Origin of the sequence: Acinetobacter sp. B51(2017), assembly GCF_003711395.1 — a bacterium.
GTDB lineage: Bacteria > Pseudomonadota > Gammaproteobacteria > Pseudomonadales > Moraxellaceae > Acinetobacter.
In genome coordinates this window covers 39,528-64,724 of record NZ_PJRJ01000001.1, presented here as the reverse complement: position 1 = coordinate 64,724, position 25,197 = coordinate 39,528, and the positions used below count along the sequence as shown (strand labels likewise).

General features: G+C 39.0%; 37 protein-coding genes. 30 read left to right on the top strand and 7 right to left on the bottom strand.

The features are described from left to right. Positions 1 to 17: 17 nt before the first annotated feature. From CYK47_RS00380 to CYK47_RS00355, 7 genes are all read right to left on the bottom strand, one after another. A complete protein-coding gene (locus tag CYK47_RS00380) occupies positions 18 to 839 on the bottom strand; it encodes a RecB family exonuclease (RefSeq protein WP_122897809.1) in 822 nt (273 codons plus the stop codon). A 2-nt stretch (positions 840 to 841) separates the two neighbouring features. After that, complete coding sequence (locus tag CYK47_RS00375; RefSeq protein ID WP_122897807.1) at positions 842 to 1,060, bottom strand: hypothetical protein; 219 nt, start codon at positions 1,058 to 1,060, stop codon at positions 842 to 844. A 2-nt stretch (positions 1,061 to 1,062) separates the two neighbouring features. Then, positions 1,063 to 1,281 carry a hypothetical protein gene (locus CYK47_RS00370; protein WP_122897805.1) on the bottom strand — a complete coding sequence of 73 codons (219 nt, stop codon included), beginning with the start codon at positions 1,279 to 1,281 and terminating at the stop codon, positions 1,063 to 1,065. 244 nt (positions 1,282 to 1,525) lie between these two features. Then, positions 1,526 to 3,244 (bottom strand): DUF2326 domain-containing protein, encoded by a 1,719-nt coding sequence (locus tag CYK47_RS00365; RefSeq protein ID WP_122897803.1) that lies wholly within the window; start codon positions 3,242 to 3,244, stop codon positions 1,526 to 1,528. Next, the gene (locus CYK47_RS15405; RefSeq protein WP_164709120.1) at positions 3,241 to 3,501 is read right to left on the bottom strand and encodes an ABC-three component system middle component 6; all 261 of its coding nucleotides are present in this window, start codon (positions 3,499 to 3,501) and stop codon (positions 3,241 to 3,243) included. Before CYK47_RS15405 ends, CYK47_RS00365 begins: the two co-directional genes overlap by 4 nt. Next, positions 3,470 to 4,438, bottom strand: a complete 969-nt coding sequence (locus CYK47_RS00360) for an ABC-three component system protein (protein ID WP_122897801.1) — start codon at positions 4,436 to 4,438, stop codon at positions 3,470 to 3,472. Before CYK47_RS00360 ends, CYK47_RS15405 begins: the two co-directional genes overlap by 32 nt. Before the next feature lie 13 nt (positions 4,439 to 4,451). After that, positions 4,452 to 5,117 (bottom strand): LexA family protein, encoded by a 666-nt coding sequence (locus CYK47_RS00355; RefSeq protein ID WP_122897799.1) that lies wholly within the window; start codon positions 5,115 to 5,117, stop codon positions 4,452 to 4,454. A 132-nt stretch (positions 5,118 to 5,249) separates the two neighbouring features. Here CYK47_RS00355 and CYK47_RS00350 point away from each other — a divergent pair, with 132 nt between their 5' ends. The 30 genes from CYK47_RS00350 (at position 5,250) to CYK47_RS00210 (ending at position 25,102) form a co-directional block, all read left to right on the top strand. After that, the gene (locus CYK47_RS00350; RefSeq protein ID WP_122897797.1) at positions 5,250 to 5,468 is read left to right on the top strand and encodes a hypothetical protein; all 219 of its coding nucleotides are present in this window, start codon (positions 5,250 to 5,252) and stop codon (positions 5,466 to 5,468) included. Between the two features lie 43 nt (positions 5,469 to 5,511). Beyond that, positions 5,512 to 5,778 (top strand): hypothetical protein, encoded by a 267-nt coding sequence (locus CYK47_RS00345; RefSeq protein ID WP_122897795.1) that lies wholly within the window; start codon positions 5,512 to 5,514, stop codon positions 5,776 to 5,778. Positions 5,779 to 5,825: 47 nt separating this feature from the next. Beyond that, complete coding sequence (locus tag CYK47_RS00340) at positions 5,826 to 6,884, top strand: replication protein (protein ID WP_122897793.1); 1,059 nt, start codon at positions 5,826 to 5,828, stop codon at positions 6,882 to 6,884. Next, a complete protein-coding gene (locus CYK47_RS00335) occupies positions 6,881 to 7,132 on the top strand; it encodes a hypothetical protein (protein ID WP_122897791.1) in 252 nt (83 codons plus the stop codon). The genes CYK47_RS00340 and CYK47_RS00335 overlap by 4 nt, the downstream gene beginning before the upstream one ends. After that, positions 7,129 to 7,608, top strand: coding sequence for a class I SAM-dependent methyltransferase (locus tag CYK47_RS00330; RefSeq protein WP_122897789.1), 480 nt, complete (start codon positions 7,129 to 7,131; stop codon positions 7,606 to 7,608). Before CYK47_RS00335 ends, CYK47_RS00330 begins: the two co-directional genes overlap by 4 nt. Continuing rightward, positions 7,605 to 7,847, top strand: coding sequence for a hypothetical protein (locus tag CYK47_RS00325; protein ID WP_122897787.1), 243 nt, complete (start codon positions 7,605 to 7,607; stop codon positions 7,845 to 7,847). Before CYK47_RS00330 ends, CYK47_RS00325 begins: the two co-directional genes overlap by 4 nt. Before the next feature lie 137 nt (positions 7,848 to 7,984). Next, complete coding sequence (locus CYK47_RS00320; protein ID WP_122897785.1) at positions 7,985 to 8,410, top strand: PDDEXK family nuclease; 426 nt, start codon at positions 7,985 to 7,987, stop codon at positions 8,408 to 8,410. Then, a complete protein-coding gene (locus CYK47_RS00315) occupies positions 8,407 to 8,901 on the top strand; it encodes a hypothetical protein (RefSeq protein WP_122897783.1) in 495 nt (164 codons plus the stop codon). The genes CYK47_RS00320 and CYK47_RS00315 overlap by 4 nt, the downstream gene beginning before the upstream one ends. A gap of 183 nt (positions 8,902 to 9,084) precedes the next feature. Next, entirely contained in the window at positions 9,085 to 9,837 is a 753-nt protein-coding gene (locus CYK47_RS00310; RefSeq protein WP_122897781.1) for a hypothetical protein, read from the top strand. 192 nt (positions 9,838 to 10,029) lie between these two features. Then, positions 10,030 to 10,632, top strand: a complete 603-nt coding sequence (locus CYK47_RS00305; RefSeq protein ID WP_122897779.1) for a hypothetical protein — start codon at positions 10,030 to 10,032, stop codon at positions 10,630 to 10,632. A gap of 80 nt (positions 10,633 to 10,712) precedes the next feature. Further along, positions 10,713 to 11,360: a putative metallopeptidase gene (locus CYK47_RS00300; RefSeq protein ID WP_122897777.1), complete on the top strand. Its 648-nt coding sequence runs from the start codon at positions 10,713 to 10,715 to the stop codon at positions 11,358 to 11,360. 48 nt (positions 11,361 to 11,408) lie between these two features. Then, the gene (locus CYK47_RS00295) at positions 11,409 to 11,861 is read left to right on the top strand and encodes a DUF2280 domain-containing protein (RefSeq protein ID WP_122898134.1); all 453 of its coding nucleotides are present in this window, start codon (positions 11,409 to 11,411) and stop codon (positions 11,859 to 11,861) included. Next, positions 11,827 to 13,185 (top strand): PBSX family phage terminase large subunit, encoded by a 1,359-nt coding sequence (locus CYK47_RS00290; RefSeq protein ID WP_122897775.1) that lies wholly within the window; start codon positions 11,827 to 11,829, stop codon positions 13,183 to 13,185. Before CYK47_RS00295 ends, CYK47_RS00290 begins: the two co-directional genes overlap by 35 nt. Before the next feature lie 10 nt (positions 13,186 to 13,195). Continuing rightward, the gene (locus CYK47_RS00285) at positions 13,196 to 14,467 is read left to right on the top strand and encodes a DUF1073 domain-containing protein (protein WP_252150234.1); all 1,272 of its coding nucleotides are present in this window, start codon (positions 13,196 to 13,198) and stop codon (positions 14,465 to 14,467) included. Beyond that, positions 14,448 to 15,332, top strand: coding sequence for a phage head morphogenesis protein (locus tag CYK47_RS00280; protein WP_122897771.1), 885 nt, complete (start codon positions 14,448 to 14,450; stop codon positions 15,330 to 15,332). Before CYK47_RS00285 ends, CYK47_RS00280 begins: the two co-directional genes overlap by 20 nt. Before the next feature lie 140 nt (positions 15,333 to 15,472). Continuing rightward, the gene (locus CYK47_RS00275; RefSeq protein ID WP_122897769.1) at positions 15,473 to 16,645 is read left to right on the top strand and encodes a DUF2213 domain-containing protein; all 1,173 of its coding nucleotides are present in this window, start codon (positions 15,473 to 15,475) and stop codon (positions 16,643 to 16,645) included. A gap of 11 nt (positions 16,646 to 16,656) precedes the next feature. Beyond that, positions 16,657 to 17,127: a structural cement protein Gp24 gene (locus CYK47_RS00270; protein ID WP_122897767.1), complete on the top strand. Its 471-nt coding sequence runs from the start codon at positions 16,657 to 16,659 to the stop codon at positions 17,125 to 17,127. A 6-nt stretch (positions 17,128 to 17,133) separates the two neighbouring features. Further along, positions 17,134 to 18,096 carry a DUF2184 domain-containing protein gene (locus tag CYK47_RS00265; RefSeq protein ID WP_122897765.1) on the top strand — a complete coding sequence of 321 codons (963 nt, stop codon included), beginning with the start codon at positions 17,134 to 17,136 and terminating at the stop codon, positions 18,094 to 18,096. 11 nt (positions 18,097 to 18,107) lie between these two features. Next, a complete protein-coding gene (locus CYK47_RS00260) occupies positions 18,108 to 18,470 on the top strand; it encodes a hypothetical protein (protein ID WP_122897763.1) in 363 nt (120 codons plus the stop codon). A gap of 15 nt (positions 18,471 to 18,485) precedes the next feature. Further along, positions 18,486 to 18,968 carry a hypothetical protein gene (locus CYK47_RS00255; RefSeq protein ID WP_122897761.1) on the top strand — a complete coding sequence of 161 codons (483 nt, stop codon included), beginning with the start codon at positions 18,486 to 18,488 and terminating at the stop codon, positions 18,966 to 18,968. 2 nt (positions 18,969 to 18,970) lie between these two features. After that, positions 18,971 to 19,369, top strand: a complete 399-nt coding sequence (locus CYK47_RS00250) for a gp436 family protein (RefSeq protein WP_122897759.1) — start codon at positions 18,971 to 18,973, stop codon at positions 19,367 to 19,369. After that, positions 19,366 to 19,815 carry a phage tail terminator protein gene (locus CYK47_RS00245; protein WP_122897757.1) on the top strand — a complete coding sequence of 150 codons (450 nt, stop codon included), beginning with the start codon at positions 19,366 to 19,368 and terminating at the stop codon, positions 19,813 to 19,815. Before CYK47_RS00250 ends, CYK47_RS00245 begins: the two co-directional genes overlap by 4 nt. Beyond that, positions 19,815 to 19,982 carry a hypothetical protein gene (locus CYK47_RS15400; protein ID WP_164709119.1) on the top strand — a complete coding sequence of 56 codons (168 nt, stop codon included), beginning with the start codon at positions 19,815 to 19,817 and terminating at the stop codon, positions 19,980 to 19,982. The genes CYK47_RS00245 and CYK47_RS15400 overlap by 1 nt, the downstream gene beginning before the upstream one ends. Next, entirely contained in the window at positions 19,975 to 20,715 is a 741-nt protein-coding gene (locus CYK47_RS00240) for a phage tail tube protein (protein WP_122897755.1), read from the top strand. The genes CYK47_RS15400 and CYK47_RS00240 overlap by 8 nt, the downstream gene beginning before the upstream one ends. Before the next feature lie 229 nt (positions 20,716 to 20,944). Next, positions 20,945 to 21,490 (top strand): Rha family transcriptional regulator, encoded by a 546-nt coding sequence (locus tag CYK47_RS00235; RefSeq protein WP_122897753.1) that lies wholly within the window; start codon positions 20,945 to 20,947, stop codon positions 21,488 to 21,490. An 80-nt stretch (positions 21,491 to 21,570) separates the two neighbouring features. Further along, positions 21,571 to 22,395: a hypothetical protein gene (locus CYK47_RS00230; RefSeq protein ID WP_122897751.1), complete on the top strand. Its 825-nt coding sequence runs from the start codon at positions 21,571 to 21,573 to the stop codon at positions 22,393 to 22,395. A gap of 80 nt (positions 22,396 to 22,475) precedes the next feature. Next, a complete protein-coding gene (locus CYK47_RS00225) occupies positions 22,476 to 23,057 on the top strand; it encodes a hypothetical protein (protein ID WP_122897749.1) in 582 nt (193 codons plus the stop codon). A gap of 594 nt (positions 23,058 to 23,651) precedes the next feature. Then, the gene (locus CYK47_RS00220) at positions 23,652 to 23,939 is read left to right on the top strand and encodes a hypothetical protein (protein WP_122897747.1); all 288 of its coding nucleotides are present in this window, start codon (positions 23,652 to 23,654) and stop codon (positions 23,937 to 23,939) included. 2 nt (positions 23,940 to 23,941) lie between these two features. Continuing rightward, positions 23,942 to 24,433 carry a hypothetical protein gene (locus tag CYK47_RS00215; protein ID WP_122897745.1) on the top strand — a complete coding sequence of 164 codons (492 nt, stop codon included), beginning with the start codon at positions 23,942 to 23,944 and terminating at the stop codon, positions 24,431 to 24,433. A gap of 120 nt (positions 24,434 to 24,553) precedes the next feature. Further along, entirely contained in the window at positions 24,554 to 25,102 is a 549-nt protein-coding gene (locus CYK47_RS00210; protein WP_122897743.1) for a Rha family transcriptional regulator, read from the top strand. Positions 25,103 to 25,197 lie beyond the last annotated feature (95 nt).

Below are 25,197 nucleotides of genomic sequence, written 5' to 3'. Positions count from 1 at the left end.
TTCCTATTTAATTTTAATTACTTGCGAAATTTGCATGTTTTGAAAATGGGGCAGTATTTTTCACTGCAGAGCATTGATTTAGAGTTACCAAAGAACACACCATGCTTAAGGATTTGTGCAGCATGATGCAGTAGTCCGGGTTCTTCATTGGTACCCAAAAGCACTTCCGCTGGTGACTCGATTTCACCAATGCCAACGTGCTGGCCTTTGTCGGTTTTACCTGTAGTCAGGCCGTAGATTCGGGCAGGGGCAGTCACAGGCTCTTGTAATGCATGGCTTGCCAATACGGTGTAAATTCCCATTTGTGGTGCATGGCCAACGGTTTTTACTGTGCCATCTGCAGCAGTGACCATCTTGCCGGTCTTAATGTCACCAATGCCGAGTTCACGGTTATAGTTCTCATAGATTCGGTCAATGGTTCCAGTCAGCTCTAAGCCCAGATCAGACAAGATCAATGGCTCACATTTCACCTCTACACCGATGTACTTTTGAGTCGGTGCAATTTGTGTGATGTACTTATTCATCAAAGACTGAGCCACTGATTCAACCGTGTTTTGGTCCATGTTAGACCAGTCGGTATCTTCATCCGCATCCCAAATTTGGCTATGCAGAATGTCTTGGCATTCATCTAAATACGGTGTTTCACCTAAGAGATTTGAATAATCCCAATGAGTAACAGCTTCATGTAATGCTGTACCAATACGTGTTTTACCGCCTGATGGAGTGCGCTTGTTTTGGATATTCTTAGCTTCCCAACGTGCAGGGCAATCAAATAGATCTGACAGTGAACTGGCACGTACAGGAATGATTTTTTGTTGAGGTACCACGAAAGCGTTCATGATTAACCCCCATTTAATTCTTTAATTTTTTGGAGCATTAAGTAGGCGAGTTCGATTTCAGATCCACTTAAATAAACATCAACATTATTGGTTGAGATGGTGTAGGTATCACTTCCAAAGTCATCAACCGTTAAAACGAGATGGCATTCCTCACCATCCTTAACTGTTCTATGAGCAATCTTTTCGACCATCATTTTTGATATTGTATTTTTTGTACTCATGATCAGCCCCCCAATACTGCAGTTAGAAATACAGTGATCACCAACCAAGACACGATTGCCACAGCAATAAATACGGTAAAGTCGAATAGGTTAGCCATAAGCTTTTTCTTTGGGCATGAGCCTTGTTCGCTAGGCTTAGGCTCACGGTAGAGGATAGGAGTCGTTTGAGTTTTGTTCGTATCAAACTCAGGGGTTTGACTGTTTTTAATTGTTTGTTGCATAATGATCTCGCAGTTTTGCAAAACCTCAGTTCCCGTCGAAAGTAGCTGAGGTTTTTTGTTGTCTGTGAGATTTATATTACCTAAAAGGTAATTAAATGGCAAGTGGTGCGAATATTTTTATCTTTTTGGTTGTTTATAAGGTTTAAAATCTCTTTGTATAACGTCATATTTCCTAAGAACAAAAAAGGATATTTTAGTAATAAAAAACCCACTATATCAGTGGGTTATGAATTTTTTAATAGATTTAGGTTTCTGAATAACTTTCAATCTGAACCCCTAAAAGTTTGTTTTCAGGAATATCACCTTTCAGGTGTAGAACAATACATTTTTGAATTTCTTCGTATTCTTCGTAGGAAAGATATTCTTTCATGCTAAGAAGATTTTCTTTATTCAGAGAAACAATATATTGTTTATTTGTAAACTTAAGCTTATTTAAAATAAATTTAAACCAAGATGCCCGAGCTTTCGGATTAATATCAGCAAATAAACGATTATCGTGCCAAACAAAATTGATCCTATGGTTGTTACCATGCAGTAAGTTCAACATATCAAAGGCTAAAACTCTAGCATTATCAATTCCATCTGAATCAGCCCCATCAATTTCTACTTTTAAATTATAACGTAGTTGGTTAGTACCTGGATTGTTTTCTAAAAAAATACCAGCAGCAGCTTGATCGTATAATTGACTAATAAAATCTTTGAAAATATGATCTTTTTCATCTAGAGGGTTTGTTTCAATGTAATTTAGGGTACGACGATCCTCTTTGATCATTTCTTCTTGAATATCGAGTTTATTCTTATTTAATTGATTTTCTAAGTTTAAAAATTTAGTCACAGTTTGATATGTGTTCTTTAGTTCGACTAATTTATTAGCCATAACAGTGTATTCGTCTAAAGCGCTTTTGCCTTTTAAGTAATTAATCTTATTCTGTTGTATATCTAAATTAACTTTATTTAAATCAGTTAATTTAGCAATTTTATTATCAATACTTATTAGCTCATCTTTTAGACGTTTTTCTCTATTCTGTGAAATTGTATTATGAAACTTTTCTACTGCATCAAAGTGCTTTAAAATTTCAGGTTTAAAAATGGCCTCTAATCCGTTATACATTTCTGTTAAGTCATTTTTTGAAATATCAGGAGAGACTTGAAGAGACTTGATAATATTACTTTTATTGAAATTTAAAATAGAAATTTCTCTCTCATTTTTTGCAATTAGTTGCTTAAGAGCATTTGCTTCCCTTTCAATAATCTTAAAGTCGTCTACAACCTCAAAGTTGTCGAGCTTTTTTTGGAGAGCCTCGATTTCGATTAAGGTTTTATCTAATTGTATTTTTGGGTTTTTTCCATTTAAAACTAAAGATTTTAGCGTGGCACTAGTCTTGAAAGTTTTAAGCTCTTGAGAAATAGAATCCAAGTCATTCTTTAATTTTTTCTTTCGAATAACTAAAGAAATATCCGTCCCTAAAAGATGTAAAGAGGTTAATAAAGATTGATAGTCATTCTCAGATTCTGTTTGCAGAGGATGATCACAGTCTTTTTTAGTTAGTCTAGAAAATCTTTTAATTAAAGTTCTGAAGCTTAGATATTCTGAATCATTAGGTATGTAAAAAAAACCAGCATTATTTAAATGCTCTCGGAATTCTTTTATTTTATAAGTATGTTTATTTAATGTAATTTCATTTCCTAAAGCATTTCTAGAAATCTTATTTCTATAACTATCAAATTGGTAATGTAACGTAAATACTTTTTGAGGCATTTTTTTCGCTATTTTAGGAATAGCATTTTGTGCACCTAAACAGTGATGCAATATTCCTAAACTAAGTGTTTTCCCCACACCATTACTTCCACCATCTTCTGTAGCATTGGCCGGGTCATCCCCCAAGATTATATTTAAACCTGTTGGTTTAAAATCGATAGTTTTAAAGCTTTGAAGATCAGATTCAATTTTTAGTAAATTCATATTGGAAGCTTCTGAATACGACCATCAGGAAGTAAATCAATAAGATTAATTGCAAATAAGATGTCTGTGGCTAAAATAGTTTGCTCGAAGGTTATGGTGGTGGGATAAATTTTATGATTTGTCTCAACTAAAGTCCATAGCTCTTCAATAGTTAAACTATTCATTGGCATAATAGAGTTTAAGAAACCTGCTACTCCAATTAATGACTCTGAAAATAAAGTGTGTTTATGCGGTAGCAAAGCTGTCAGGATGTTCATAGACGTCGCAACTTTCAAAGTATTTAGCCAAAACGATAGAGGAAACGGATCTATATCCTGCAAGAGCCATTCTTTGAGCTGGGTTGTTTCTGACTTCTGGAGGGATAATTTCATCTTTGATCCAAGCATATTGTAGGTCTATTTCATCATTTTGACCATTGAATAAAAGTTTACTTTTTTCATATATCTCATGAATATAGTTACTTATCTCTTGTGAAATTCCGCCTCTCACTGAGTCTAAATATTCATCAATAAGGCTTACTTTTTTTATATTTGTTCTTAATTCCTCAGCAATATATGGGTTTAAATTATTTAAAGTAATTTTTCTTTCAAAATCAGGTACATTAATATCAAGGAGAGAGATCTTTGAGTTATGAGATTTATCACTTAAATATAATAATAATGTATGAATTTCATTATTATGAAGATTTAGAGTTACATCTTCGATATTAGGAACACCTCCAACTACAAGACTTTTTAGATCGTCAGGAAGCTTATTAAATCTAGTGAGTAATTTTCTTGAACATAAACAGTCGCATAACTCTAGCGAGGTTTCGTTTTTAAATTCTTGTAAAGCGGAATTTAGAGGAGCAGGTGAACCTTCGAATCTATCATTAAGAACAAAACTATATTTTTTGACATCTAGCCATTTCTTTCCGAGTTTATGAAAATCAGTTTTTGCTTTATTGAAGGCTTCAGGAGGGCTCCAATTAGTGTTAGGTTTAGGTGCGTATACTTGAAAATAATGGCCCTCATCTTGAATAAATCCATCATTCCCGCCATCTCCCCACTTACCCCAAGGAGCAATAGATTGAAATCTCTCATCTGAAAAAGCCATTACGTCATTAAATAAGCACATAAATGCTTCACCAGATTTTTGGAGAATTTGTACTTTAAACAATAGATTATAAATATAATTTACTTGCGAGTTTGACATATGAAAAGCCTATTTAAACGTCCCTATATAATCCAACGACCTTGCCGACTAATTTACATCCATCTATTAGAGGGATAGTTTGTTCTGGCCAATTGGGATTGAGTGGTTGTAGGTAGATATGACCACTTTCTAAGATTAATTTCTTAAATGTAGCTTCTGCATCGCTTTCACAAGAAACAATTACAAGATCGCCAGTTTTTAATTCATTTGGTTGAAAGTCCGGATTCACATAAATTTTGTCACCTGGTCTAAAATCGGGAAGCATAGACTCACCAACAACCTGTAACCCATAACCATTCTTCCCACACTTAGGATTAGGGGGAAGCCATTCGTCACATTCGGTGTCATAAGGAACAGAATCCACGGCCGTCCATTTACCAGCTTGTATCCAGGAAATCAGGGGAACAAGACGTCCAATTAGAGGGAAAGCCGCTGTGACGTTTGATACAACTTTATTCTGATCTGATTGTTGTAAAGTGTCTAACCAACCATGAGGTTTTCCAAAGGCTTCTTCTATTTCACGTGCAACCTTATTTCCAATACCTTTAATTGGATTGGTCCCAGCGAATTGACTAGTTTGAGACTGTCCCTTCCCAATTTTATCAGCGAAATTGGATACACCACCAACTTGATCAACAAGTAGGCGAGTATTTTTATATCTAATTGATTTGCTGTCCATAATTTTCCTAACTCTTCGAAACGAGTTACATCTGCCAATTGTAGTTTTATCACCAAAAAGGTAAACAAGAAAAAAGGTTGTATTTTTATTACCTAAAAGGTAATATTTGTCTTATTGAGGGAGATCCAAACTATGAATTTTAAAGATTACGTACTCACGTTGAATCATATGGAATTAGAACAATATGCAAAGGAGTCTGGGACTACAGTTGGTTATATAAAATCTCATCTTTTATATGCCTATAAAGAGCCTAGAAAAAAACTCAGAACAGCTCTAGTTACAGCTAGTCAGGGAAAAGTTTCTGAGAGAGAAATTTTACAGCACTTTGGCTTATATCCAACATCTGAATAATACTTATGCATATAAATCTTCTACATCGTAAAGAGGAAATTTTATGAGCCTCGAAAAAGAAGACCTCCGGTTAAAGATGCTGCCGGACATGATGGAGCGTTTGCGCCTAATCGCAGACGTTCATGGAAAAGAATACGGACATCAGGCTGTCATCCTCTTAGAAAAAGCAATCATGGGTGAATTCCATGAAGTTAGCTTAATGCTAGAGCGAGCAAATAAAAACAGGCTGAAAAGGGAGAGTCTGGGCTTGGTGGGTAACATCGAGACAGACTTGGCCAATACACAAATCGTGGATATGAAAAAAGCCTGACAGGTAGGGTCAGGCTTTTTATATTCACATACGGCAAGGCATAGAATATGAAATCGAATTTAGCACAAGAAATAAGCGAAGCGCAAGGGAAGTTAGTGAGCTTTCCAAAAAGAGAAGAATTCATGTCCCAAGCTAAAAAAGAAGATGGGCATACCAAGATGCCTAATTATTTAGTGGATGACAATTACGTTGCTCAAATGACCGGTAATGCTCTGAAATGCTACACAGTGATTAACCGCTTTACTGAGGGCTTTCATCGTCAAAATTGGGCCATTGATTCAACCTTTTTAATGGAGAAAACGGGCATTAAGAAACCACATACGGTTTATGGTGCAGTGAAGCAATTAGAAGATATGGGTTTGCTGAGTGTACAGCGTCAGGATGGTCAAACCAGTAAATTTACCATCACTAACCCATGCCGAAAAACGGCACTGCCTATAAACGGCACTACTGCCGATAATGGGCATAGGGGTAGTGCCTATAAACGGCAGGGGGGTAGTGCCGAAAATGGGCACACTAAGAAAGAAACAAATAAAAAAGAAAATATTAAAGAAAAAAGAGAGAGCGAAATGCCTGTTGAAAAATTTGAAGATGAATTGTTTTCTGAGTATCTCGCTGAGCACACAGATCCAATCTCTTTGAAATTACTTTCCCGTAAGCAGGTCACCTTACCTGCTGATCTACGAGTACAGGCAAAGAAAATTAATCCTGAACTCTGTGATGATTTAATCACGGCGGAAATCAAAGGATTTGCTCAGTGGTCACTGACTCGTAATCCAGTTACTCCCCAAACGTGGATGAATTACTGGATTAACCGTATCCAAAAACTAAAAACCTCGAATTCGATGCCTTTGAAACCTAAAGCTGAGTCAAAACAACCTCTGGCTAAAAAATTCACAGGTCTTTCTGACAGCCAATGCAATGTATTCGCAAACAAGATCTGTGCTGATCACAACTTTGCATCGCAGTACGCAGAGGTTGGCGAGACGCAAAAAGAATTCGTATCACGCATCACTGAAAAACTAAAAGACCCAACTCAAGCCATTGAATGGGCAGATTACCTCCGTATCGTGGGGTTTGAGGGCAACCTAGGAGAACAAGCATGAGTTTAATTCAACGTGTGGGCAGTCAAGGTATGGCTGAGCTGATCCTGAGCAAGGTCTGCACTACGGCTAAGGATGCTAATTGCTATCTGCCCGATTTCAAGGCCTATGGGCACGTAATGGATGGAAACCTGTACTGGTACCACGAGGAAATGCGTCAGTACGTCCAATATGCACCTGCAAGTTATGCCGATGAACTGATCGTGATGCTGAATGATCTTGCCGATGAATTAAAACAGGTGGTGGTATGAATCAAAAGATTTTAGATCCTTGCTGTGGCTCACGCATGATGCATTTTGATCGTCAAAATCCAAATGTGCTGTTTGGTGATATTCGTACCGAAAATCACATCCTTTGTGACGGTCGTACTTTGGATGTGGCTCCTGATGTTGAACTCGATTTCCGTGATATGCCGTTTGCCGATGGTCAATTTAAATTGGTCGTGTTTGATCCACCGCATTTGATCAACGCCGGTGATCAATCTTGGTTGGCGCTCAAATACGGAAAATTGCAAAACGATTGGCGTGAAGATCTACGCCGTGGCTTTGCTGAGTGCTTTCGAGTATTAGCCAACGATGGGGTTTTAATTTTTAAGTGGAATGAAACACAGATCAAGGTGAGTGAGATTTTAGCGCTGACGGATCAAAAGCCGATCTTTGGGCATATCAGTGGAAAACGTGCCAATACACACTGGATTACGTTTATGAAGCTTGGTGGTGAAGTATGAGCTCGTTTATCCAGCACGGCGAAGTTTTTACCCGAGTTTTAAAGTTGGCCATACAAAAAACCGGACGTTTGGCAGTGGCAGATATTGAACCCATGTTTAAAACCAAACGTGATGCTCAGCGTTGTTTATACCGCTTAGCAGTTCATGGCTATCTGATTGGTGATCGCTGTGCACCCCAAGGATTTAAGCCTACAGACAAGGCTAAACAGCTGTTTGAGGTTAAACATGACACCACATGACGCGCAGTATCAGGAAGAGGATGGCACTTGGTGGAAAAATGAGGGCGGTCAATGGTATTACTGGTATTCCTTCGATTGGGCACCGTATGTTGGACCGGTAAATAAGAATTTTGAAATGCGGTTTAGGTGGATGGGTAATGACTGATCGGATGTCGGTGGCAGAGTACAAGAAACTATGCCGCAAGCTCACCAAGAACAAACCTCAGACTAAATCAGTAAGACCTACAAGGAAAAAACACGAAAGCGCAGAGGGAATCTTGGCCACGCAGTTGCAGGCGCTTAATGTGCCGTTTGAACGAGAGTTTAGATTTCACAGTACACGGCGTTGGAGAGCTGATTTTCACATCGTAGGACGGCAGCTGCTGATTGAGGTTGAAGGTGGTGTATGGAGTGAGGGTAGACATACACGCGGTAAGGGATACATGGATGATATGGAAAAGTACAACGAGGCAACCGCATTGGGGTACCAGATCATTCGCTTTGAAACGAGTCAGGTTAAATCTGGGTATGCGTTTCGTTGGATAGAGAAATTTTTAGGTTTAAGCCAGGATAAATCATTATGAATGCAGCAGTACAACAGCAACATATTTTACAAGCAGTAAATTGGTCACGTTTTAATTTAGAGGAATGGCTGTATCAGTTCGGGGCATGGATGAATAGCGTATCAGGTACGTGTGGCCGTAGTGTAAATCCGATTGCAGTTGCTATGGATCAGGCAGTGGTGAAGCGTAAGCAGAAGAAATTGACGGAAGCTGAGAAGAGTCAAATTATTGCGAACTACTTTACCAGTGAAGATAAGCCAAAGCGTAATCGCTCGAGTATTGTTTGCCAGATTGATGACAATGAAGCTCGCGCCGTGCAGAAGCTCATTTTAGATGTACAGGGCCAATCGGAAATTTTGGACGATTGGATGGATGCGGTGATTAGTCGATATTTTTATGGCAATTCATGGTCTCAGATGGTGACTGAGAATCGCAGCCAAAATGATGCACGTTCAGATGTGAAGTGTGGTTTGGCTGCATTGCATAGTCGATATGGGTTTATTAGTTTTTGAACTTTGGCACCTTAGGGTGCTTTCTTTCTATATGCGTTAAGGTAAATAATCGCATTATTTAAAGATTACGAATTGCTATAATTATTTAAATGCACTAATTTTAAATTGTATAAAAAATATACTCATTGTATTGATACTTTTAAGAATTCAAACGTATAACAATTTTGCATAAATGGAATCATTATGAATAAATTATTTATCGTAATAAGTGCTGTCGTTTTTATATTAACTGGGTGTGCAACATCAAGTGTAGGCATTCCCAGTTCTAGTGGATCGTATCCAGGCATCAATAAAAATGACGTGTTTACTCGTCAATTTACCTATGATGAAGCAGACTTGATACCTATAGTGGGGAGTACAAGGCCTTCTGCCGTAATTCTGCTTAATAAAGGAGTGAACGCAGCCAAGTCTAACCAAGCTCTGTGTAGAGGTTTTACTAGTTTAGCCACGGCAGAAGACCTTGAAGCATCTGGTACTGCCGTAACGCAACAGGTTGTAACAAAGCTACCAGTCAAGCTGCCGATTAGCCAAAACACAAATGATTGTAACCTGATCTTGAGTAGTTATGATTATGATCTTGCAAAGAAAAAATTGGTTGAGCTTAACCCTTCACTGGCTTCGTCTTCGGGCCCTTTTGTCGCTGTGATTAATCCAAATTCATCAAAAATTGATCAGTTAATTGATCTTCGAGGGGTGAGTGAGGAAAAGTTAGAGGCTTTTGGTAAGGATTGGTATTCTATTTTTACCCAGGTAGCTGTAACAGCCAAAGCAGAAGAGCAAAAAACTGGTAAACGTACTACTTTAGATTTTATGCTGTCTCTAAAAAAATTCTTCCAATCAACTGTGTGTGTTACAGATCCAAACTTAATTTACATATTTAATGAAAATGCAGGAAAGATTGCAGATGCTATTGTATGTAAAAGTCAAAAGACTTAATTGACCTTGTACAAGGGATATGGCATATTTCAGCTATAGTGCACGAAGTATGTAAGTTGCACAGTAAGAAGCTCACCAAACGGTGGGCTTTTTTGATAGAGTGTAAAATTTTTGGAAACACTCAATTTATTTAGAAAATAAAAAAGACTATATGTTAGATTTCCTTTTCTTTAAAAAAATAAGGAAATTGAAATGTTTCAGAAATTGAAATCTATTCTCAGTAAGCATAATGAAAGTGATTATTTGATAGCATTCAATAAAGCTATAAATACAACAAAGATGAATAAACTGGGTAGTTTTCATAAGCTTAAAGTGACAGATGCACGTCTTATAAATAATGAAACTGTAGAAAAATTTTATCAAAATCCTGTAGTTTCTCAGATTGATCCAAGAGAACTTTTTTCAATGTGTTTCCATACACATATTCAATTGCAGGGAATTGTTAATAAAATTTTTAAAACGGAAAGTATTTTAACTTTAGGGTATGTAGAGTTTGATAATGGGAAAAGATTTCATTATCAAAGCTTGAATGATGTTTTGGATAGAATTAATGAAAGAAAAGTTTTAAAAGAAGTAAATATGCATTGTTGGTTGACTTTACCAACATCTGAAATTATTGACCTTACGCTTCCAACAACTCAAGCTATAATTGAAGGTAACAATCAGAAAGTGGGTTCAATAATAATGAAATATGCTGACGAATTAAAAGGGATGAAATACGTACCTCAAATTTTGGGGGATAAATATCTACATTTGGCAGGTATTTATGATAAAAACATCCCTAGGGCTATGTAAAATTTAATATCACTATTTATTAATAACACTTAATCTAGCCACCCTCGGGTGGTTTTTTTACGTCCACTCATAGGTTACAGATGAACAATGCACTTGGTTTCGTTGTATCTCGACGCCCATATCCACCACAAGAAATGTTTGAATTGGATGGACCTGATTTTGTGCCTTGTCCTGAATTATGGGATTGGATTAAACAGACCTTTCTAGATTCTGATAGCCCGCTATTTAACGAAGATCATAAACATTTAATGGATTATCAATATCCAAAAATCGCCGTGATGTGGGCTGCAGGTGGCTTTGAACAAAAAGGCCGTATGGTGATTGGGCAGGCTGAAAAAGTCATGATCAATGTCGGTGGATGGAAGAAGCGCAGACAGGAAGTTCAATACCAGCAGTGGTTTGGCACTCAGCCTGAATATCTCATCACCTTGGATGCCTATTACTGCTCACAAGCCAATGATGCTGATTTCTGTGCGTTGATTGAGCATGAGCTGTACCACATCGCTCAAGAGAAAGATGAATGGGGTACACCAAAGTTCAGTCAATCTACAGGCTTACCCAAACTCAAAATTCATGGGCATGATGTGGAAGAATTTATTGGTGTTGTCCGTCGTTATGGTGCGAGTGAGGATGTGAAAAAGATGGTTGAAGCTGCAAATCAACGTCCTGAAGTAGCCAAGTCTGATATCTATCATGCTTGCGGAACTTGTTATTTAAGAGTGGTTTAAATATTTTTTTGCCATTCTTCCTTGTTGTACCTTGTGGGAATGGTAGAAATGGCACGTATTAATAAAAAGGTGAAAATCTTCATCGTCAAAATGCTTGCTGAGTTTGAAACCACAACCGACACGGCGAAAGCAGTCAAAGATATTTTTAATGTGGATGTGAGTCAGCAGCAATGTGAATGTTATGACCCGACTAAGAAGATGGGCCATGATTTAAGCCAAGAACTTAAAGACCTATTTTATAAATACCGCCGTGCTGCCAATGATGAAATCGAAGCGATCCCAATCGCCAATAAACGCTATCGACTGCAGAAGCTACAAAGCTTAGTTGATAAATTTGGTGATAACCCAGTCTTTACACCTAAATTTCTTGAGCAGGCGGCTAAGGAGGTTGGGAATCAATATACGAATAAAATTGAAAGCTCAATTAAAAATGAGGTCTCATATCCATCTGGTCTAGGGCATTTCTATGGGCGATCTAGCAACACTGAATCCAATTCTTGAAGATTTTTGGCTTGAGCCAGCACGCAATAAAGTCCTGTATGGTGGGCGATTTAGCTCTAAGTCTTGGGATGCGGCAGGATTCTCCATTTTCCTTGCTGACAATTATAAACTTCGTATTTTATGTGCCCGTCAATTTCAAAATAAGATCGAAGAATCTGTCTACTCATTGCTGAAAGTGCAGATTGAAAGGTTTGGCTTAAAAGACCGCTTTCGTATCTTAAATAATAAGATTGAAAACATTCACACAGGCTCAGAGTTCTTGTTTTATGGTCTGTGGCGAAATATTGATGAGATTAAATCTTTAGAGGGTGTTGATATTTGTTGGCTTGAGGAAGCACACAACGTCACTAAAGAACAATGGGAAATCTTAGAGCCAACGATCCGAAAGGAGTTCTCTCAGTTTTGGATTATTTTCAACCCAAAATTAACTACTGATTTTGTCTATCGACGCTTCGTGACCAACCCACCACCCAATACCGTGGTGCGTAAGATTAACTATCCTGATAATCCTTTTCTATCCAACACGGCGCTTGCAGTTGCGGCAGCAGCTAAGGAAGAGGATGAGGAAAACTACAATCATATTTATCTTGGGCAGCCACGCGAAGATGACGATGATGTCATTATCAAGCGTTCGTGGGTGATGGCTGCGATTGATGCACATAAACGATTGGGTTTTGAGCCTCAAGGTGAAAGAAAGGTGGGGTTTGATGTTGCTGACGATGGTAATGATAAGTGTGCCAATGTCGAAGCGTATGGGTCGGTTATCTTAGATGCAGAGGAATGGAAAGCAGGTGAGGATGAGATCCTACTGAGCTGCACCAAGACTTATGACCGTGCTATGCAAAGCCAAGCTCATATCGTTTACGACTCGATTGGTGTGGGGGCCACGGCAGGCGCAAAGTTTGCTGAGTTGAACGAGGTTCGAAACTTGTTTTTGAGATATACAAAATTCAATGCAGCACACGCCGTGTGGCAACCCAAGTCTATGTACAACCGTACACAAGTCACCAACCAAGATATGTTTGCCAACCTCAAAGCACAGTGTTGGTGGTTATTGGCAGACCGCTTTAGAAACACGTACAACGCCATCAAACGTAATCAAAAATTTGAAGTTAGCGAGTTGATTAGTTTGTCATCTGATTGCCCTCATTTAGAGAAAATTATTGATGAGCTTGTAGCACCCAAACAGCAAAGAACCCCCGATGGTAAGTTCAAGGTGGAAAGTAAGGATGATATGCGAAAGCGTGGTGTGCCTAGTCCTAACTTGGCAGATGCTCTCGTTATGAGCCAAGCCCCATCTGTAGGTTATTCACTTTTAGATTAGGAGACTCAAATTGACAGAGCAAACTCAGGTTGATGTGAACGATGGCGCTTATGTCAATTTTGTATCAAATTTAAATACGGATCGTGACAAAGCAAGCCATGGTACTTTTCAAAAAATCACAGTAGATGATCAACAGATCGATGCAGTGTATCAGGATTGGTTAGCGAAGAAGATTATTAATCGACCTGTGCAAGATATGCTGCGTGCCGGGTGGTATTTCAATGGCATTGATGAAGATAAAAGTTTACAGCTGCAAGCCGAAATAGAGCGTCTTAAGTTGGTTGAGCGCCTGTATCAGGCTTTGATCTTGATGCGTAAATATGGCAAGTCTTATTTGCTGCTTGGTGTGGCCGATGGTCAATCATTGGATCAACCACTAGATCGCAATGCTTTGCGCCGTGGTCAACTGCAATTCATTACAGTGCTTAAGCATAACCAAATCAAACCATTAACCCAAGAATACTTACCGCTTGAGATGACAGCAGGTGAACCTTTTCAAGCCGTTTACTTTGAATATAAACAGGGGAATTACACACGCATTAAAGTACATGCCTCTCGCTTAATTAAGTTGGCCAATGGTGACGAAGAAGAATCAGCACTACTGCCGATCTACTACACGCTACGCAACTTTGCATCTACCAATGCAGGTGCAGCAAGCTTAGTGCATGAAGCCAAGATTGATGTGATTAAATTCCCTGGTCTGATGGATGCGATTAAAACTCGGGCTAAAGATGTGCTTGATCGCTTTGGTGCTGCAGCACTGATGAAAAGCATTAACGGTATGTTGGTCATTGATGCGCAAGAAGACTATCAATCAAAGTCGTATAGCTTTGGCGGGTTGCCCGATCTGATGCGTGAATTTGCACAGCAGACTGCAGGTGCGGCAGATATGCCTTATACGATTTTATTTGGGCAAACCACATCAGGCCTAAACAACTCAGGTGAGTTTGATTTACGTGCTTACTATGATCGTGTGAATACAGAGCAGCATTGGTTACTTAAGCCACTTTTAAACACTTTAATGACGTTGTTATATCGCAATCTTTATGGTGAATCACCGAAGAACATAGGGATTTTATTTAACTCCTTGTGGCAGATGGATGTGAAAACACGTTCTGAGGTGGAAAAGAACAATACTGAGCGTGATATCAAATATCTTGAGCTTGGTATAGTGACCGAGGCACAAGTCGCTAAACAGCTTCGTGAAGATCGGGTTTATGACTTTATTGATGATGATCATATTGAAGCTTTGGGATTAATTAATGAAAATCCACCTAATTAGTCCATTGCTACAAAGGGCTGCACAGAAAAAGAAAGGTCGTAAAGCTAAACCTAAGCCAATTAATCAGTCTAAAAAGATTGAGATTGATTACTTAGGGCAACTTTTACAGATCATTAGGCAATGCCAAGATGGTATTAGTAGTGACTTGATCCCAATTATTAAACAGCAGCGAGTTGGTGATAGTGTGAATATCCAAGTGTCAGACGGCATTTTGGATATTTTTTTAACTGCGATGACGGCATTGCGCTCAAAAATGGATGGTGTGGTTGATGCTGTAGCTTTAAATTTGGCACGGCGTATTGTTGAGCAAAATAAAACAGCAACTGATAAGCAATTGGCGTTAATTATCTTTAATGCTACTGGTATTGATCTATCGAGTCTCATGTCTAATGAGGATTTGATTGATGTGGTAAACGAGGCAATTGCTGCAAATGTAGCGTTGATTAAGTCACTGCCTAAGCAACACTTGGAGCAAGTTGAGCAGATTGTCTTAAATGGTATTCAGGCAGGGCAACGTGCAGAAAGTATGGTTCAGGATATTCAGGCACTTGGTACCAAGAATAAACGCCGTGCAGCTTTAATTGCACGTGATCAAGTGGGAAAGATGACAAGTCGTCTTACCCAAGTGCGTCAAGAGAAGATGGGTATTACGCATTATTATTGGTCCACAAGCCAAGATGAGCGTGTACGTGTTGAGCATATACGCCGTAATGGGAAATTATTTGCTTGGAATCAACCACCAAGTGATGGTCATCCAGGTATTCCGATTCGCTGTCGATGTGTAGCAATTCCATACACGGCGCACTTGTTTAATCCTGATGCGCCCACACCTGAAGAAATTATGGCAACACAGGAGGCTGTTTAATGTGTTGTAAAAAAATGCTGTTGTTGCTCATGTGGTAAGGGTTCAGGTTATCAACCGGAAGCTGAGCCTAAATATATTGCACCACCACCACCGATAAAAATTGGTCCACTAAAGAAACCTTAGTTAATTGGCATGATTTTATGAATCGAAAATTATTACACACCAAAATCGGTGACTTTGCGCCCTCCCAATCTTCACGAACCCTCACTCCTGAGGGTTTTTTATTGTGTGTTGGGGCAAAGCTCGCTAAAGCACCACAGGTACGCCAATACTACCCTGAAGAATTTGGCGGCATTGAGGGCTTTAAAAATGGCGCATCGTTTGGTGTTTATACATCAGCAGATGAGTTGTTTAGTAAGGCCACACTTAAAAGTGCTGAGGGTAAGGATGCAACCAATAATCATCCACCGGGTAACCAAGTCAATGCTGCAACATGGCGTGGCTACAGCATTGGTGAGCTGTCTAATGTGCGTGAAGAAGATGGTTACTTGGTGGGTGACTTACTCATTAAAGATAAAGAAGCAATCGAGCTAATTCAAACCAATGAAAAAATTGAATTATCGCTTGGTTATGCTGCTGATTTGGTACTTGAAACAGGTGTTGCACCTGATGGCACACCTTATCACGCCTTATTTAAAAACATTCAAGTCAACCATGTTGCGCTTGTTCACTATGGTCGATGCGGTGGTGATTGCCGTGTTGGCGATCAACATCCAAACCCGGAGAAAACAATGAAAATCATCGTAGATGGTATTCCTTTTGATGTGGCTGATGAGGCCTTGGCTGCTGCAATTAAAAAACAACAGGATCAGCTTGAGAATCTGCAGGCTGCCAAACTCAAAATTGGCGATCAAGAATTTTCAATTGCTTCTGAATTGACCACAGTTCAGGCGGTGGCTGACAAGCTTGTGGTTGATCATAAAGAACTTGCTGAAAAAGTACCTGAACTTGAAAAAAATCAGGTCACACCTGAAAAGCTTGAAGCGTTAGCAGCAGATCGTGCCGCCGTGATTCAGGATGCGAAAAAGATCGATGCCAACATCAAAACGGATGGTTGTTCATGTGAGCAAATCAAACGTGATGTTGTGCAAGCTAAAGCAGGTGATGCCTTGGTGTCTGCTGTACTTGGTGGTGTTGCCATTGGTGATGCTGCACCACAAGCGATTGATTCGGCATTCCGTGCCTTGGTTGCCACGGCGGGTGCATATAACCCTGCAAATAATATGTTTCAACCTAAAAGCACCACAGTAGGTGATAAGGATCCAAACGAAAAGAAAGCACCGTCTAAACAAGACGCTTACAAGACACTTTAAGGGGAACATATATGGTTCAACAAATCACAGCTCGACCAGGGCAAAAAGGCGACCTTATTGGTCCTGAGGATATTCTTCAGTTACACGCCACAGGTGCATCACTATTTAATGATGGGGATGTTGTGGTGCGCACCACAGATGGAAAAGGTTTTGCTGCCGTAGCAGGAGCAACACCTACTAAGTTTGGCGTGATTGTGCGCTACAACTTAGGAAAATCAGGTGTAAATCCAAATGGATCAGAAGCCTATAAGGCAGGTGATATTGCACCTATCATGATGATTGGCAAGATTTGGGTTAAGCCATCATCACCTGTAACCGACATTACTGCAAAGGTGTATGTCAAAACAGCAAATGGTACGACTGCTGCACCGCTTGGCTCATTGTCTAGCAGTGCCACAGATGGTACAGAGTTACCAAATGCATCATGGGAAACTGTGACCAATGCAGAAGGTTTAGCAATTCTTCGTCTTCGTGGGGCATAAGACATTATGAATAAATTACAAGCACGCTTAACACCAATTGCAGCATTCGTTCAGGCCAAAGTAGGTGATGCATTCAATTTAGGTAACTTGGTGCAGCTCTTCAGTAAAGCTGAAGAAATTAACGAAATGACACCACAGCTTGCAGAAGCATCAGACTACGCCAAATACATTCCCGTAGCTCCAACCAACAGCGTGATTGGTGGGGGTGAAATCCTATCTCGTAAACGTGGTATTGGTGAAGGTAAAGATCATTCGGGCACAGGCGGTGATATTCCCCTTGCTGAAGTTGAATATGACACCGTGAATTTAAAAGTGGTGGGTGCAACCATTGGTTATACCTATTCAATTTTTGAAATTGAAACTGCTTTAGCTGCAGGTATTTCACTTGATGGCGACAAAGTTCAAGCTGCTCGTTTAGCTGCGGAAAAACATCTGTCTCGCATTGCATGGGAGGGTAATGCAGCCAAAAACTTAAAAGGCTTTTACAACCAAACAGGCGTTGATATTGTGACTGCTCAAGCAGATTGGGCTACAGGTACAATTGAAGAGGTTTTGGGTGACTTTAATACGGCGCTTAATGGTGCATTAACCGACTCTGAATTTGATGCAAGCATTACACCGGATACTTTCTTGTTACCATCAAATAAATACACCACCTTAGCAACACGTGTGGTGCCTGATTCAGGTGGTAAAACATTCCTTAAATACATTGAAGAAAACAACATCTTAGCTTCTCAAGGTAAAACTTTAACCATTCGTGGCTTGGGTCGTGGTAACGGAAAAGGTGCAGGTGGTACGGATCGTGCGGTTATTTATCGCCGTGACCCATCATGCATTCAGTTTAAATGTGATGAAGTTGAATTTTTGGCAGCACAACCTGTGGGCGTGGATATCAAAATCCCTGGTCACTACAAATACCAAGGTGTTTGGTTGAAGCGTGTGGATTCATTCCGCTATATGGATATTTAAGGGAGTTCATCATGCCTAAGTACACATTAAGCGGCGAACAAGCCGCTATTATTTTGCCTGTAAACGGTGCAAATGGTATGCGTAAGCGTTTGGTGAATGGTGAAACCATTGAAGTGTCTGATGCTGAGCATGCAAAGCTGTCTGCACATCGTGTAGTGAAAGCATTTATTGATTCAGGTGTAATTACGGTTGATGGAGCTAAATCTCTTAAACCCGATAAAACTCCTGAAGAGTTAAAGGCAGAAGTTGAAGCAAAAGAGCAGGCTAAAAAAATTAAAACACTACAGACCGCACTTACCAAAAAAGGGATTGAGTTTGATAAGGATGCCACCTTAGAACAACTCGAAGCCTTGGTGGCGCAATCAGAAGCATAACCTTAGGCCACAAACATGATTAAAACCTCATTAACAACCACACTTACAGGTGATGATGATCAGCTAGATCGCTTTATTCGTAATGCGGAGAAGGTGGGTGGTCATGTTGAGGTGGGTTGGCTTGGAAGTAAAACTCATATTGGCGGTGGTGGTGGTAAGCGAAGCATCACCATGGCTGATTTGGCGGCTATTCATGTCTATGGTACTGAGCACATTCCGAAGCGTGACCCAATTACACCGGTAATTGAAGAAAACCAAAGTAAGTATCGTGGCTATATTGCCAATAGTGTTGTCTCAATTCTTGAGGGAAGCATGGAAATTGAATCCATGTGGCAATTGATTGGGATGGAAGCGCAAGCAGACATTCAGCAGTACATGGTGAATGGTAAGTTCGCACCACTCAATCCAAAAACCATTAAGCGAAAAGGCAGCAGTAAACCACTGATAGATACGGGTCAATTACGCCAAGGTGTGACCTATGTTGTTGTAAAGGATTAACGATGAGTTATATCACGCGAGAGGATCTGATTGAGTCATTTGGTCAGATTGAAATTGATCGTCTTGAATTCAATATCACAAAAAGTGAAAGTGCTGAAGACAAGGCTAAAGCATCACAAACGGCTGCACAGTCTGCATCGAATAAGGTGGATAGCTATTTGGGTGTGCGCTATGACTTACCACTACCAAGCACACCTGACGTTTTAAAGACCTGTGTATGCGATGTGGCACGTTATCTGATGTACAAAGATAAGCCCACCGAAGAAGTTGAAAATCGCTATAAGGAAGCCTTGAGTTACTTAAAAGACTTGGGTGCAGGTCGAGCAAAATTAGTGTTTCCAAGTGTGCCTGTAGCTGATCAAGGACAGCCATATTTGGGGTCGGGGATATTTGTCATATGAGTATGATTCAGCAGTATTTTGGGCTTGAGCCTATTCTTGTGGATGTCCTCAAAGCCAAGTTTGGTGAGCTACCCATCTATACGCCATTTAGCATTGAAGAAATGCTAGAGAATAGTAATGATGAAGTTTCTTTAAACGTGATCTATTTCGATGATCGTATCGGTGATGATGCAGTACAAGGGCGTAATTCGGTTGTTCATCAGCAATGGTTGATTGTTTTGTGCATACGTGATGCCTCATCACAACTACAACAAACCAATGCAATTAGAACAAAAGCACAGCCTTACATTGAAACCTTATTGAGCACGATGCAAGGTTTTGATCCTAAGTTGGTCGGAGCACGGCGCTTTAAGCGTGTAAATAGTCCTGTACGTGCAGGTGGAAAGAGCAGTTTTTGTTATCTGCCATTTATGTTTGAAATTCCATTATTCATTGGGAAAAAATAATGAATCAACAATACAAAGCATTAAAAGACGTTGGGCGTTGGAAAAAAGGCCAAATGATTGGCACCTTACCAGCTGCTCAAATTAATCAATTGCTCACCGATGGGGTGATTGAAGCGGTTGAGCAAACCAAACCAAAGACAACCAAAGAGGTAAAAATTGATGTCTAAACCTGATTTAATCTCACTGCAAGGTGAATGGTTTGCAGCAAAAATCGTAGGCGGTGTGGCAGGTGCACTTTTACCCATGGGGGATACGCCTGAAACAGCATTATCGATCACTTCTGAAACCACAGATCACTACACATCTAAAGATGGTACGCGTGCCAAAGATTTTGTGTTACGCAAAGCTGTAGGTGTAAGTGGCAATATGACAGTAGAAGAACTGCTGAAGCAAAACCGTGACATTGTGTTTAGCGGTGTCACTTCAATTGTTGAAGCGGGTACTGTCGCTGATATTTCGCTTGGTACGGTCACAACCGGTGCAATTGTGGATTTAGGCCATCGCAATTTAAGTGACGTGGTCTTTAAGAGTGGTGATACGCCGATTGATAAATCTACCTATCAGCTTGATCCAATCTTTGGTACCGTGATTTTTAATACAGCGCCAAGCGGTGCAGTGACTTGGTCAGCAACCACAGGTCAAGTGGAACGCACATCGATTGCCACGCAGCTTGGTAATGAATATGCCTTAAAGTTTAAAGGTATTGATACGGTATCAGGTGATCATATCTCGGTGGACTTATGGCGTGTACAGTTCTCGCCTGAGACTGAATTTGCATTAATCAATGAAGATTTCGGTAGCTTTAACCTAGAGTTTGAATGCTTGGCTGATGCGCTCAAAGGTCAAGACCCAACATTAGGCCCATTTGGTATCGTAGAACGCTTCAAAGCAACACGTTAAACAATATAGGCACAAAGAATCACGGCGCATTGCGTCTTTTTTTGTGCCTGTTTTTAGATGGTTTCGAATTGTATTAACTAGTTTTTACAACTCAAAGTCATTTACCAATCTATTGACAGAAATCTATATTTTTAAAGCGAAGCCGGCCTAACAAGTCGGCTTTTTTAATGCCTGTTTGTTTGTATTTGCATTCTGCATCCAGGCTCAAACCACTCAAAAGGAGTTATTTATGAATGCTAAATTTAATCCAGTAATTAAATTGGTTGAGGTTCAAAAAGGTGAGCCAACCACTACCACTTTGCAAATAGCACTAGGTCTAGGTATTCAGCATGCCAGTGTGATCAAGATTGTCCGAACATACCTGCAAGACATTCAAGAATTTGGGCGAGTAAAATTTGAAAGTTCTTATGATTATGGTGGCTTGGTGAATTCTGGATTTGAAATCCGAAATTCAAACCAGGGTCGTCACACTCGATATGCGGTATTAAGTGAGCAGCAATCATATTTTTTAATGACGTTAATGCGCAACAGTCCTAAGGTTATTAACTTCAAAAAAGCCCTGGTTAAAGCCTTCTTTGAAGCTCGAACGTTACTACAAACAGATTATTTTTCCCTGATCCAGCAGCGTGAAGCACTTAACGCAAAATTAGAATGCGAGAAAGATATTGCTAGCGCATGCGGTAAAGGACTGTCTGATTGGAAGAAACAGCGAGACACTTTGCAAACAGCAATAGCCAATGTGGATCGGCAGATTCAGCCTTGCTTATTTGATTGAATAACAGTGCCACTTTCGGGTGGCTTTTTGATGCTATTGACGATATATATTAAAGGTCATTAAAAACACCAAGGTTAAGAATGAGTGGTATATCTGCATTTATTCAATCAAATTCAACGTTAATCACTAGCTTGCTGGGTATATTGGGAGCTTTGAGTGGTGTAGTTATCACGAACTATTACAATTCAAAGAATAGTGACAAAAAAATCAATTTTGATTTACTTGATAAGGATCGTGAGAGAAAATTCAATCTTAGAAAAGAAATCTATTTAGATGCTGTTGATTCTATAGTTGAATTTGAAGCAATGTTGGGAGCTATTGCAACAGCACCCTCGCTTGATGAGTTTAATGAGTTTCACCGTGAACAAACAAAAAAGTTAAAAAAATTAGAGCTAATAAGTGATATGGATATATCAATTAAAGTCGCTGATTTAAGTGCTCATTTTAGGTATTTAATTAATTTTATTTTAACTGAAAAAACTCCAATCCTTAATAAGGAAAGGGAGTTAAATGAACTTGTTCAAAGAATCAAAGCTATTGATCAAAAAGTAGAGTGGTTTGAAAAGGGAGGGGCTAAATACTATAATGATAAAGCTGAAGCGGAAGCTAAATTAGAATATTTGAAAAATACAGAATCAAGAGAAATACTTAGCAGAGATGCAGCAGAAAAGTTAAAACAATTATTTCTCGATCAAGAAAAATTAGCAGTTAATCTCTTGGACTATTTTGACAGTATTTCAGAATTGATTGGAATAATTTACAAAGGTTTTAGATCGGATTTTGGTTTAGATCTATTCGATGCAGATCGTCATGATCTAAGCGATCAAATTAAATTAAGACAAAGAATTAATAAAAACTATGAAGATGCATTAGGGGAGATGAGAAAAAAAGTTTCCTCATTATAAAAGCGCTATTAGCAGGATTTAATAAAAAAAGCACCTCCGGGTGCTTTTTTAATGCCTAAAATTTACATCGAGACCCCACCATGAATGATTTTTTCCTTGCCCTTAGTTGTTCAATCTATGTTGATTTATTTGGCATAAAAGCCTTAGAAATTCGACAAATTACAGTCGAAAAATTAGAAGATTGGCTGATTGTGGCACAACCGATTAAAGAATTCTTAAAAGATAAAGATTATTCAGATGCGGTTTTAGAGCAGTTATTTTTAGAGCATGGGCCTTATGTAATTGCGATGTGTGCCTTGGTGACGCATTTAAATCAAGATGAACTCATTAAGCTTGCCAAAGATCAGCCTGAGTTTATTCGCTTAATGCGCCATCTTTTAACTGTTAATCAGGCCTACTTTAAAGAAAAGACATCCAAGAAAAAGAATGCAGATCCACAAGACACCACTTGGTTTGATTCATTTCAAGCTTTGATTCGTCGTGGCCATACACATTCAGAGATTTTAAAGCTGTCGTACGGTGCATTTTTAGCGTACCTAAAAGCAGCAAATAAAGCCTACCGTAGTGAGTTGGTAAGCTGTTTAAATGTGTCGAGATTGGCACACCATGGTGATGCTAAAGCTATAAAAACCTTTGTAAATGATTTAAGAGCACATAATTAAAGAGCACCCTAGGGTGCTTTTTTAACACCTAAAGAAAAACCCCAAGACGGCAATCTTGGGGTTTTTTGTTTCCAAACCTAACAAAAGGATCAGAAAAATATTCATGTCCGATAAAGATAGCAAATTTTCATTCAAGTTTCTAGGAGCAATTATGGAAGCAAGAAACCTAAAACCTGACAATTTTGTAAAGATTTTTTGGCACTTAGCGTTTATTTCAGTATTTATTATGCTGGTAACTCTTTTTATTCAAGTGGTGAAATTTAAACTAGGGATGCAGTGATGGAAAAATATGGTTTATGGCAGACGACCTTTGCATTCCTAATATTGTTCGCCGTGCCAATTCTGTTTTGGAAATTACCAGAGTAATTATTGCAATCAAAACTTAAACAGGTTGTTGAAAATGACAGTAGATATTTGGCTATGAGATAAATATTTAATGGAGTTACAAAAAATGCAAGCATGGCGATTTATAGCAATTTTACTAACCATCATTATTTGTACCTATATCTGGAAAATGTAAACCAATCATCAGAAGTCAGGTTTTTTATTTTCTATCTCACTGTTAATATGGTTAAAAATTAACAGGGGGTCATCATGAAATACTCAATTTTACTAGCTTTGGCTTTACTTATAAGCACACCAGTTATAGCAGCAACCGAAACCACATCGGTTCGAACGTCTACGGATGTGATTTCAATTGGTGATTCGCAAAGTTCGATGATTTCTAAACTTGGGCGCCCAAGCTCAAGTTATGAATATAAGGCTCGAAATAATAAAGGTTATTTATTCTTTGCTACGGACTACAGTTATTCAATCAACAATCTGAAATATACGATTAGTGTGGCCAATGGTCATATTTTTAGAATTTCTTGGGAGCGTTGAGGGTGAAGTATTTAATTATTATTGCTGTACTACTCATTGGTGGTGCTTTTTATTGGATGAACCAAAGCAATAAGCAAGATGCTGAGTATTTAAAGCAGCAGGAGATTGCGCATCAGCAAAAGTTGGAGCAAGAGAAAGCGGAAGCTATTCAAGCCAAAAAAGATGCTGCTGAGCAAAAAGCTCAAAATGAACTTGCTCGAATAAAGGAAAATCAAGCCAAACAAGAGGCCACACAAGCCAAACAAAAAGCGCAAATTGAAGTTGCTGCACAAAAAGTTAAAGAGGGGTTGATTGATCCTGATTCAGCAAAATTTAGAAATCAACAAGGTAATTGTGGTGAGGTAAACGCAAAAAATAGAATGGGGGGATACACTGGTTTCTCTCGTTACGTTTACTTCCCTGAGGATAAAACAGTGATTATTGAGTCCGATGCTAAGGATGCGATTTTCACACCACAAATCATGGATGGCCTATGGTCATCTAAATGTGGTTAATTATGTGTAATTAAACTTATTTGATACAAGCAAAGCACCCATTTGGGTGCTTTTTTATTGCCTGCTTATTATTCCAACTGCATTCGATAAGCAGATTTATCACAACTCAAGGAGTTAATCATGAATGCAAAAGCTGAAATTTTAAAAATCGTCAATGTTGAGCAAGGTGTACCAAAAACAACAACACTGCCAATTGCTTTAGGTTTGGGGGTGCAACATAAGTCGGTGATCCAATTAGTTAGAAGTTACAAATCGGACTTTGCTGAGTTTGGCTTGGTCACATTTGAAATGGCAAATTCCGCATTTGAAATGGCGAATTCACAACATCGCCAATCTTCACGTGGTCGACATACTGAATATGCAGCACTTAATGAGCAGCAAGCTACATTACTTCTTACTTATATGCGAAATAGCCCAAAGGTACGAGAGTTTAAGAAAGCCTTGGTGAAAGCATTCTTTGAGGCACGCACCTTACTGCAAACTGATTATTTTAGTTTGATTCAAAAGCGTGAAGCACTGAGTGCTAAGTTTGACTGTGAAAAACAGATGGCGAGTGTATGTGGTAAAGGTTTAGCGGTTTGGAAAAAGCAGCGAGATACTTTGCAGACAGCGATTGCTGACGTAGATCGTCAGATTCAGCCATGTCTTTTTGATGAATCATTGTCATAAGGTTTATTTAAATTAAATCTAGTGCCACCAATTGGTGGCTTTTTTATTAAATGAATAAATTTCTTATTGAATTTCCATTTGTTAATATGATTGAA

What these genes read in the sequence shown, in the direction of transcription:
- CYK47_RS00305 (WP_122897779.1), top strand. Translation starts at nt 10,030, where the DNA reads ATGTTTCAGAAATTGAAATCTATTCTCAGTAAGCATAATGAAAGTGAT.
- CYK47_RS00290 (WP_122897775.1), top strand. Translation starts at nt 11,827, where the DNA reads ATGGGCGATCTAGCAACACTGAATCCAATTCTTGAAGATTTTTGGCTT.
- CYK47_RS00245 (WP_122897757.1), top strand. Translation starts at nt 19,366, where the DNA reads ATGAGTATGATTCAGCAGTATTTTGGGCTTGAGCCTATTCTTGTGGAT.
- CYK47_RS15405 (WP_164709120.1), bottom strand. Translation starts at nt 3,501, where the DNA reads ATGAACATCCTGACAGCTTTGCTACCGCATAAACACACTTTATTTTCA.
- CYK47_RS00345 (WP_122897795.1), top strand. Translation starts at nt 5,512, where the DNA reads ATGAGCCTCGAAAAAGAAGACCTCCGGTTAAAGATGCTGCCGGACATG.
- CYK47_RS00355 (WP_122897799.1), bottom strand. Translation starts at nt 5,117, where the DNA reads ATGGACAGCAAATCAATTAGATATAAAAATACTCGCCTACTTGTTGAT.
- CYK47_RS00230 (WP_122897751.1), top strand. Translation starts at nt 21,571, where the DNA reads ATGAGTGGTATATCTGCATTTATTCAATCAAATTCAACGTTAATCACT.
- CYK47_RS00280 (WP_122897771.1), top strand. Translation starts at nt 14,448, where the DNA reads ATGAAAATCCACCTAATTAGTCCATTGCTACAAAGGGCTGCACAGAAA.
- CYK47_RS00315 (WP_122897783.1), top strand. Translation starts at nt 8,407, where the DNA reads ATGAATGCAGCAGTACAACAGCAACATATTTTACAAGCAGTAAATTGG.
- CYK47_RS00350 (WP_122897797.1), top strand. Translation starts at nt 5,250, where the DNA reads ATGAATTTTAAAGATTACGTACTCACGTTGAATCATATGGAATTAGAA.
- CYK47_RS00265 (WP_122897765.1), top strand. Translation starts at nt 17,134, where the DNA reads ATGAATAAATTACAAGCACGCTTAACACCAATTGCAGCATTCGTTCAG.
- CYK47_RS00295 (WP_122898134.1), top strand. Translation starts at nt 11,409, where the DNA reads ATGGCACGTATTAATAAAAAGGTGAAAATCTTCATCGTCAAAATGCTT.
- CYK47_RS00380 (WP_122897809.1), bottom strand. Translation starts at nt 839, where the DNA reads ATGAACGCTTTCGTGGTACCTCAACAAAAAATCATTCCTGTACGTGCC.
- CYK47_RS00360 (WP_122897801.1), bottom strand. Translation starts at nt 4,438, where the DNA reads ATGTCAAACTCGCAAGTAAATTATATTTATAATCTATTGTTTAAAGTA.
- CYK47_RS00375 (WP_122897807.1), bottom strand. Translation starts at nt 1,060, where the DNA reads ATGAGTACAAAAAATACAATATCAAAAATGATGGTCGAAAAGATTGCT.
- CYK47_RS00335 (WP_122897791.1), top strand. Translation starts at nt 6,881, where the DNA reads ATGAGTTTAATTCAACGTGTGGGCAGTCAAGGTATGGCTGAGCTGATC.
- CYK47_RS00320 (WP_122897785.1), top strand. Translation starts at nt 7,985, where the DNA reads ATGACTGATCGGATGTCGGTGGCAGAGTACAAGAAACTATGCCGCAAG.
- CYK47_RS00260 (WP_122897763.1), top strand. Translation starts at nt 18,108, where the DNA reads ATGCCTAAGTACACATTAAGCGGCGAACAAGCCGCTATTATTTTGCCT.
- CYK47_RS00225 (WP_122897749.1), top strand. Translation starts at nt 22,476, where the DNA reads ATGAATGATTTTTTCCTTGCCCTTAGTTGTTCAATCTATGTTGATTTA.
- CYK47_RS00270 (WP_122897767.1), top strand. Translation starts at nt 16,657, where the DNA reads ATGGTTCAACAAATCACAGCTCGACCAGGGCAAAAAGGCGACCTTATT.
- CYK47_RS00220 (WP_122897747.1), top strand. Translation starts at nt 23,652, where the DNA reads ATGAAATACTCAATTTTACTAGCTTTGGCTTTACTTATAAGCACACCA.
- CYK47_RS00240 (WP_122897755.1), top strand. Translation starts at nt 19,975, where the DNA reads ATGTCTAAACCTGATTTAATCTCACTGCAAGGTGAATGGTTTGCAGCA.
- CYK47_RS15400 (WP_164709119.1), top strand. Translation starts at nt 19,815, where the DNA reads ATGAATCAACAATACAAAGCATTAAAAGACGTTGGGCGTTGGAAAAAA.
- CYK47_RS00255 (WP_122897761.1), top strand. Translation starts at nt 18,486, where the DNA reads ATGATTAAAACCTCATTAACAACCACACTTACAGGTGATGATGATCAG.
- CYK47_RS00310 (WP_122897781.1), top strand. Translation starts at nt 9,085, where the DNA reads ATGAATAAATTATTTATCGTAATAAGTGCTGTCGTTTTTATATTAACT.
- CYK47_RS00300 (WP_122897777.1), top strand. Translation starts at nt 10,713, where the DNA reads ATGAACAATGCACTTGGTTTCGTTGTATCTCGACGCCCATATCCACCA.
- CYK47_RS00210 (WP_122897743.1), top strand. Translation starts at nt 24,554, where the DNA reads ATGAATGCAAAAGCTGAAATTTTAAAAATCGTCAATGTTGAGCAAGGT.
- CYK47_RS00325 (WP_122897787.1), top strand. Translation starts at nt 7,605, where the DNA reads ATGAGCTCGTTTATCCAGCACGGCGAAGTTTTTACCCGAGTTTTAAAG.
- CYK47_RS00370 (WP_122897805.1), bottom strand. Translation starts at nt 1,281, where the DNA reads ATGCAACAAACAATTAAAAACAGTCAAACCCCTGAGTTTGATACGAAC.
- CYK47_RS00250 (WP_122897759.1), top strand. Translation starts at nt 18,971, where the DNA reads ATGAGTTATATCACGCGAGAGGATCTGATTGAGTCATTTGGTCAGATT.
- CYK47_RS00340 (WP_122897793.1), top strand. Translation starts at nt 5,826, where the DNA reads ATGAAATCGAATTTAGCACAAGAAATAAGCGAAGCGCAAGGGAAGTTA.
- CYK47_RS00365 (WP_122897803.1), bottom strand. Translation starts at nt 3,244, where the DNA reads ATGAATTTACTAAAAATTGAATCTGATCTTCAAAGCTTTAAAACTATC.
- CYK47_RS00275 (WP_122897769.1), top strand. Translation starts at nt 15,473, where the DNA reads ATGAATCGAAAATTATTACACACCAAAATCGGTGACTTTGCGCCCTCC.
- CYK47_RS00330 (WP_122897789.1), top strand. Translation starts at nt 7,129, where the DNA reads ATGAATCAAAAGATTTTAGATCCTTGCTGTGGCTCACGCATGATGCAT.
- CYK47_RS00235 (WP_122897753.1), top strand. Translation starts at nt 20,945, where the DNA reads ATGAATGCTAAATTTAATCCAGTAATTAAATTGGTTGAGGTTCAAAAA.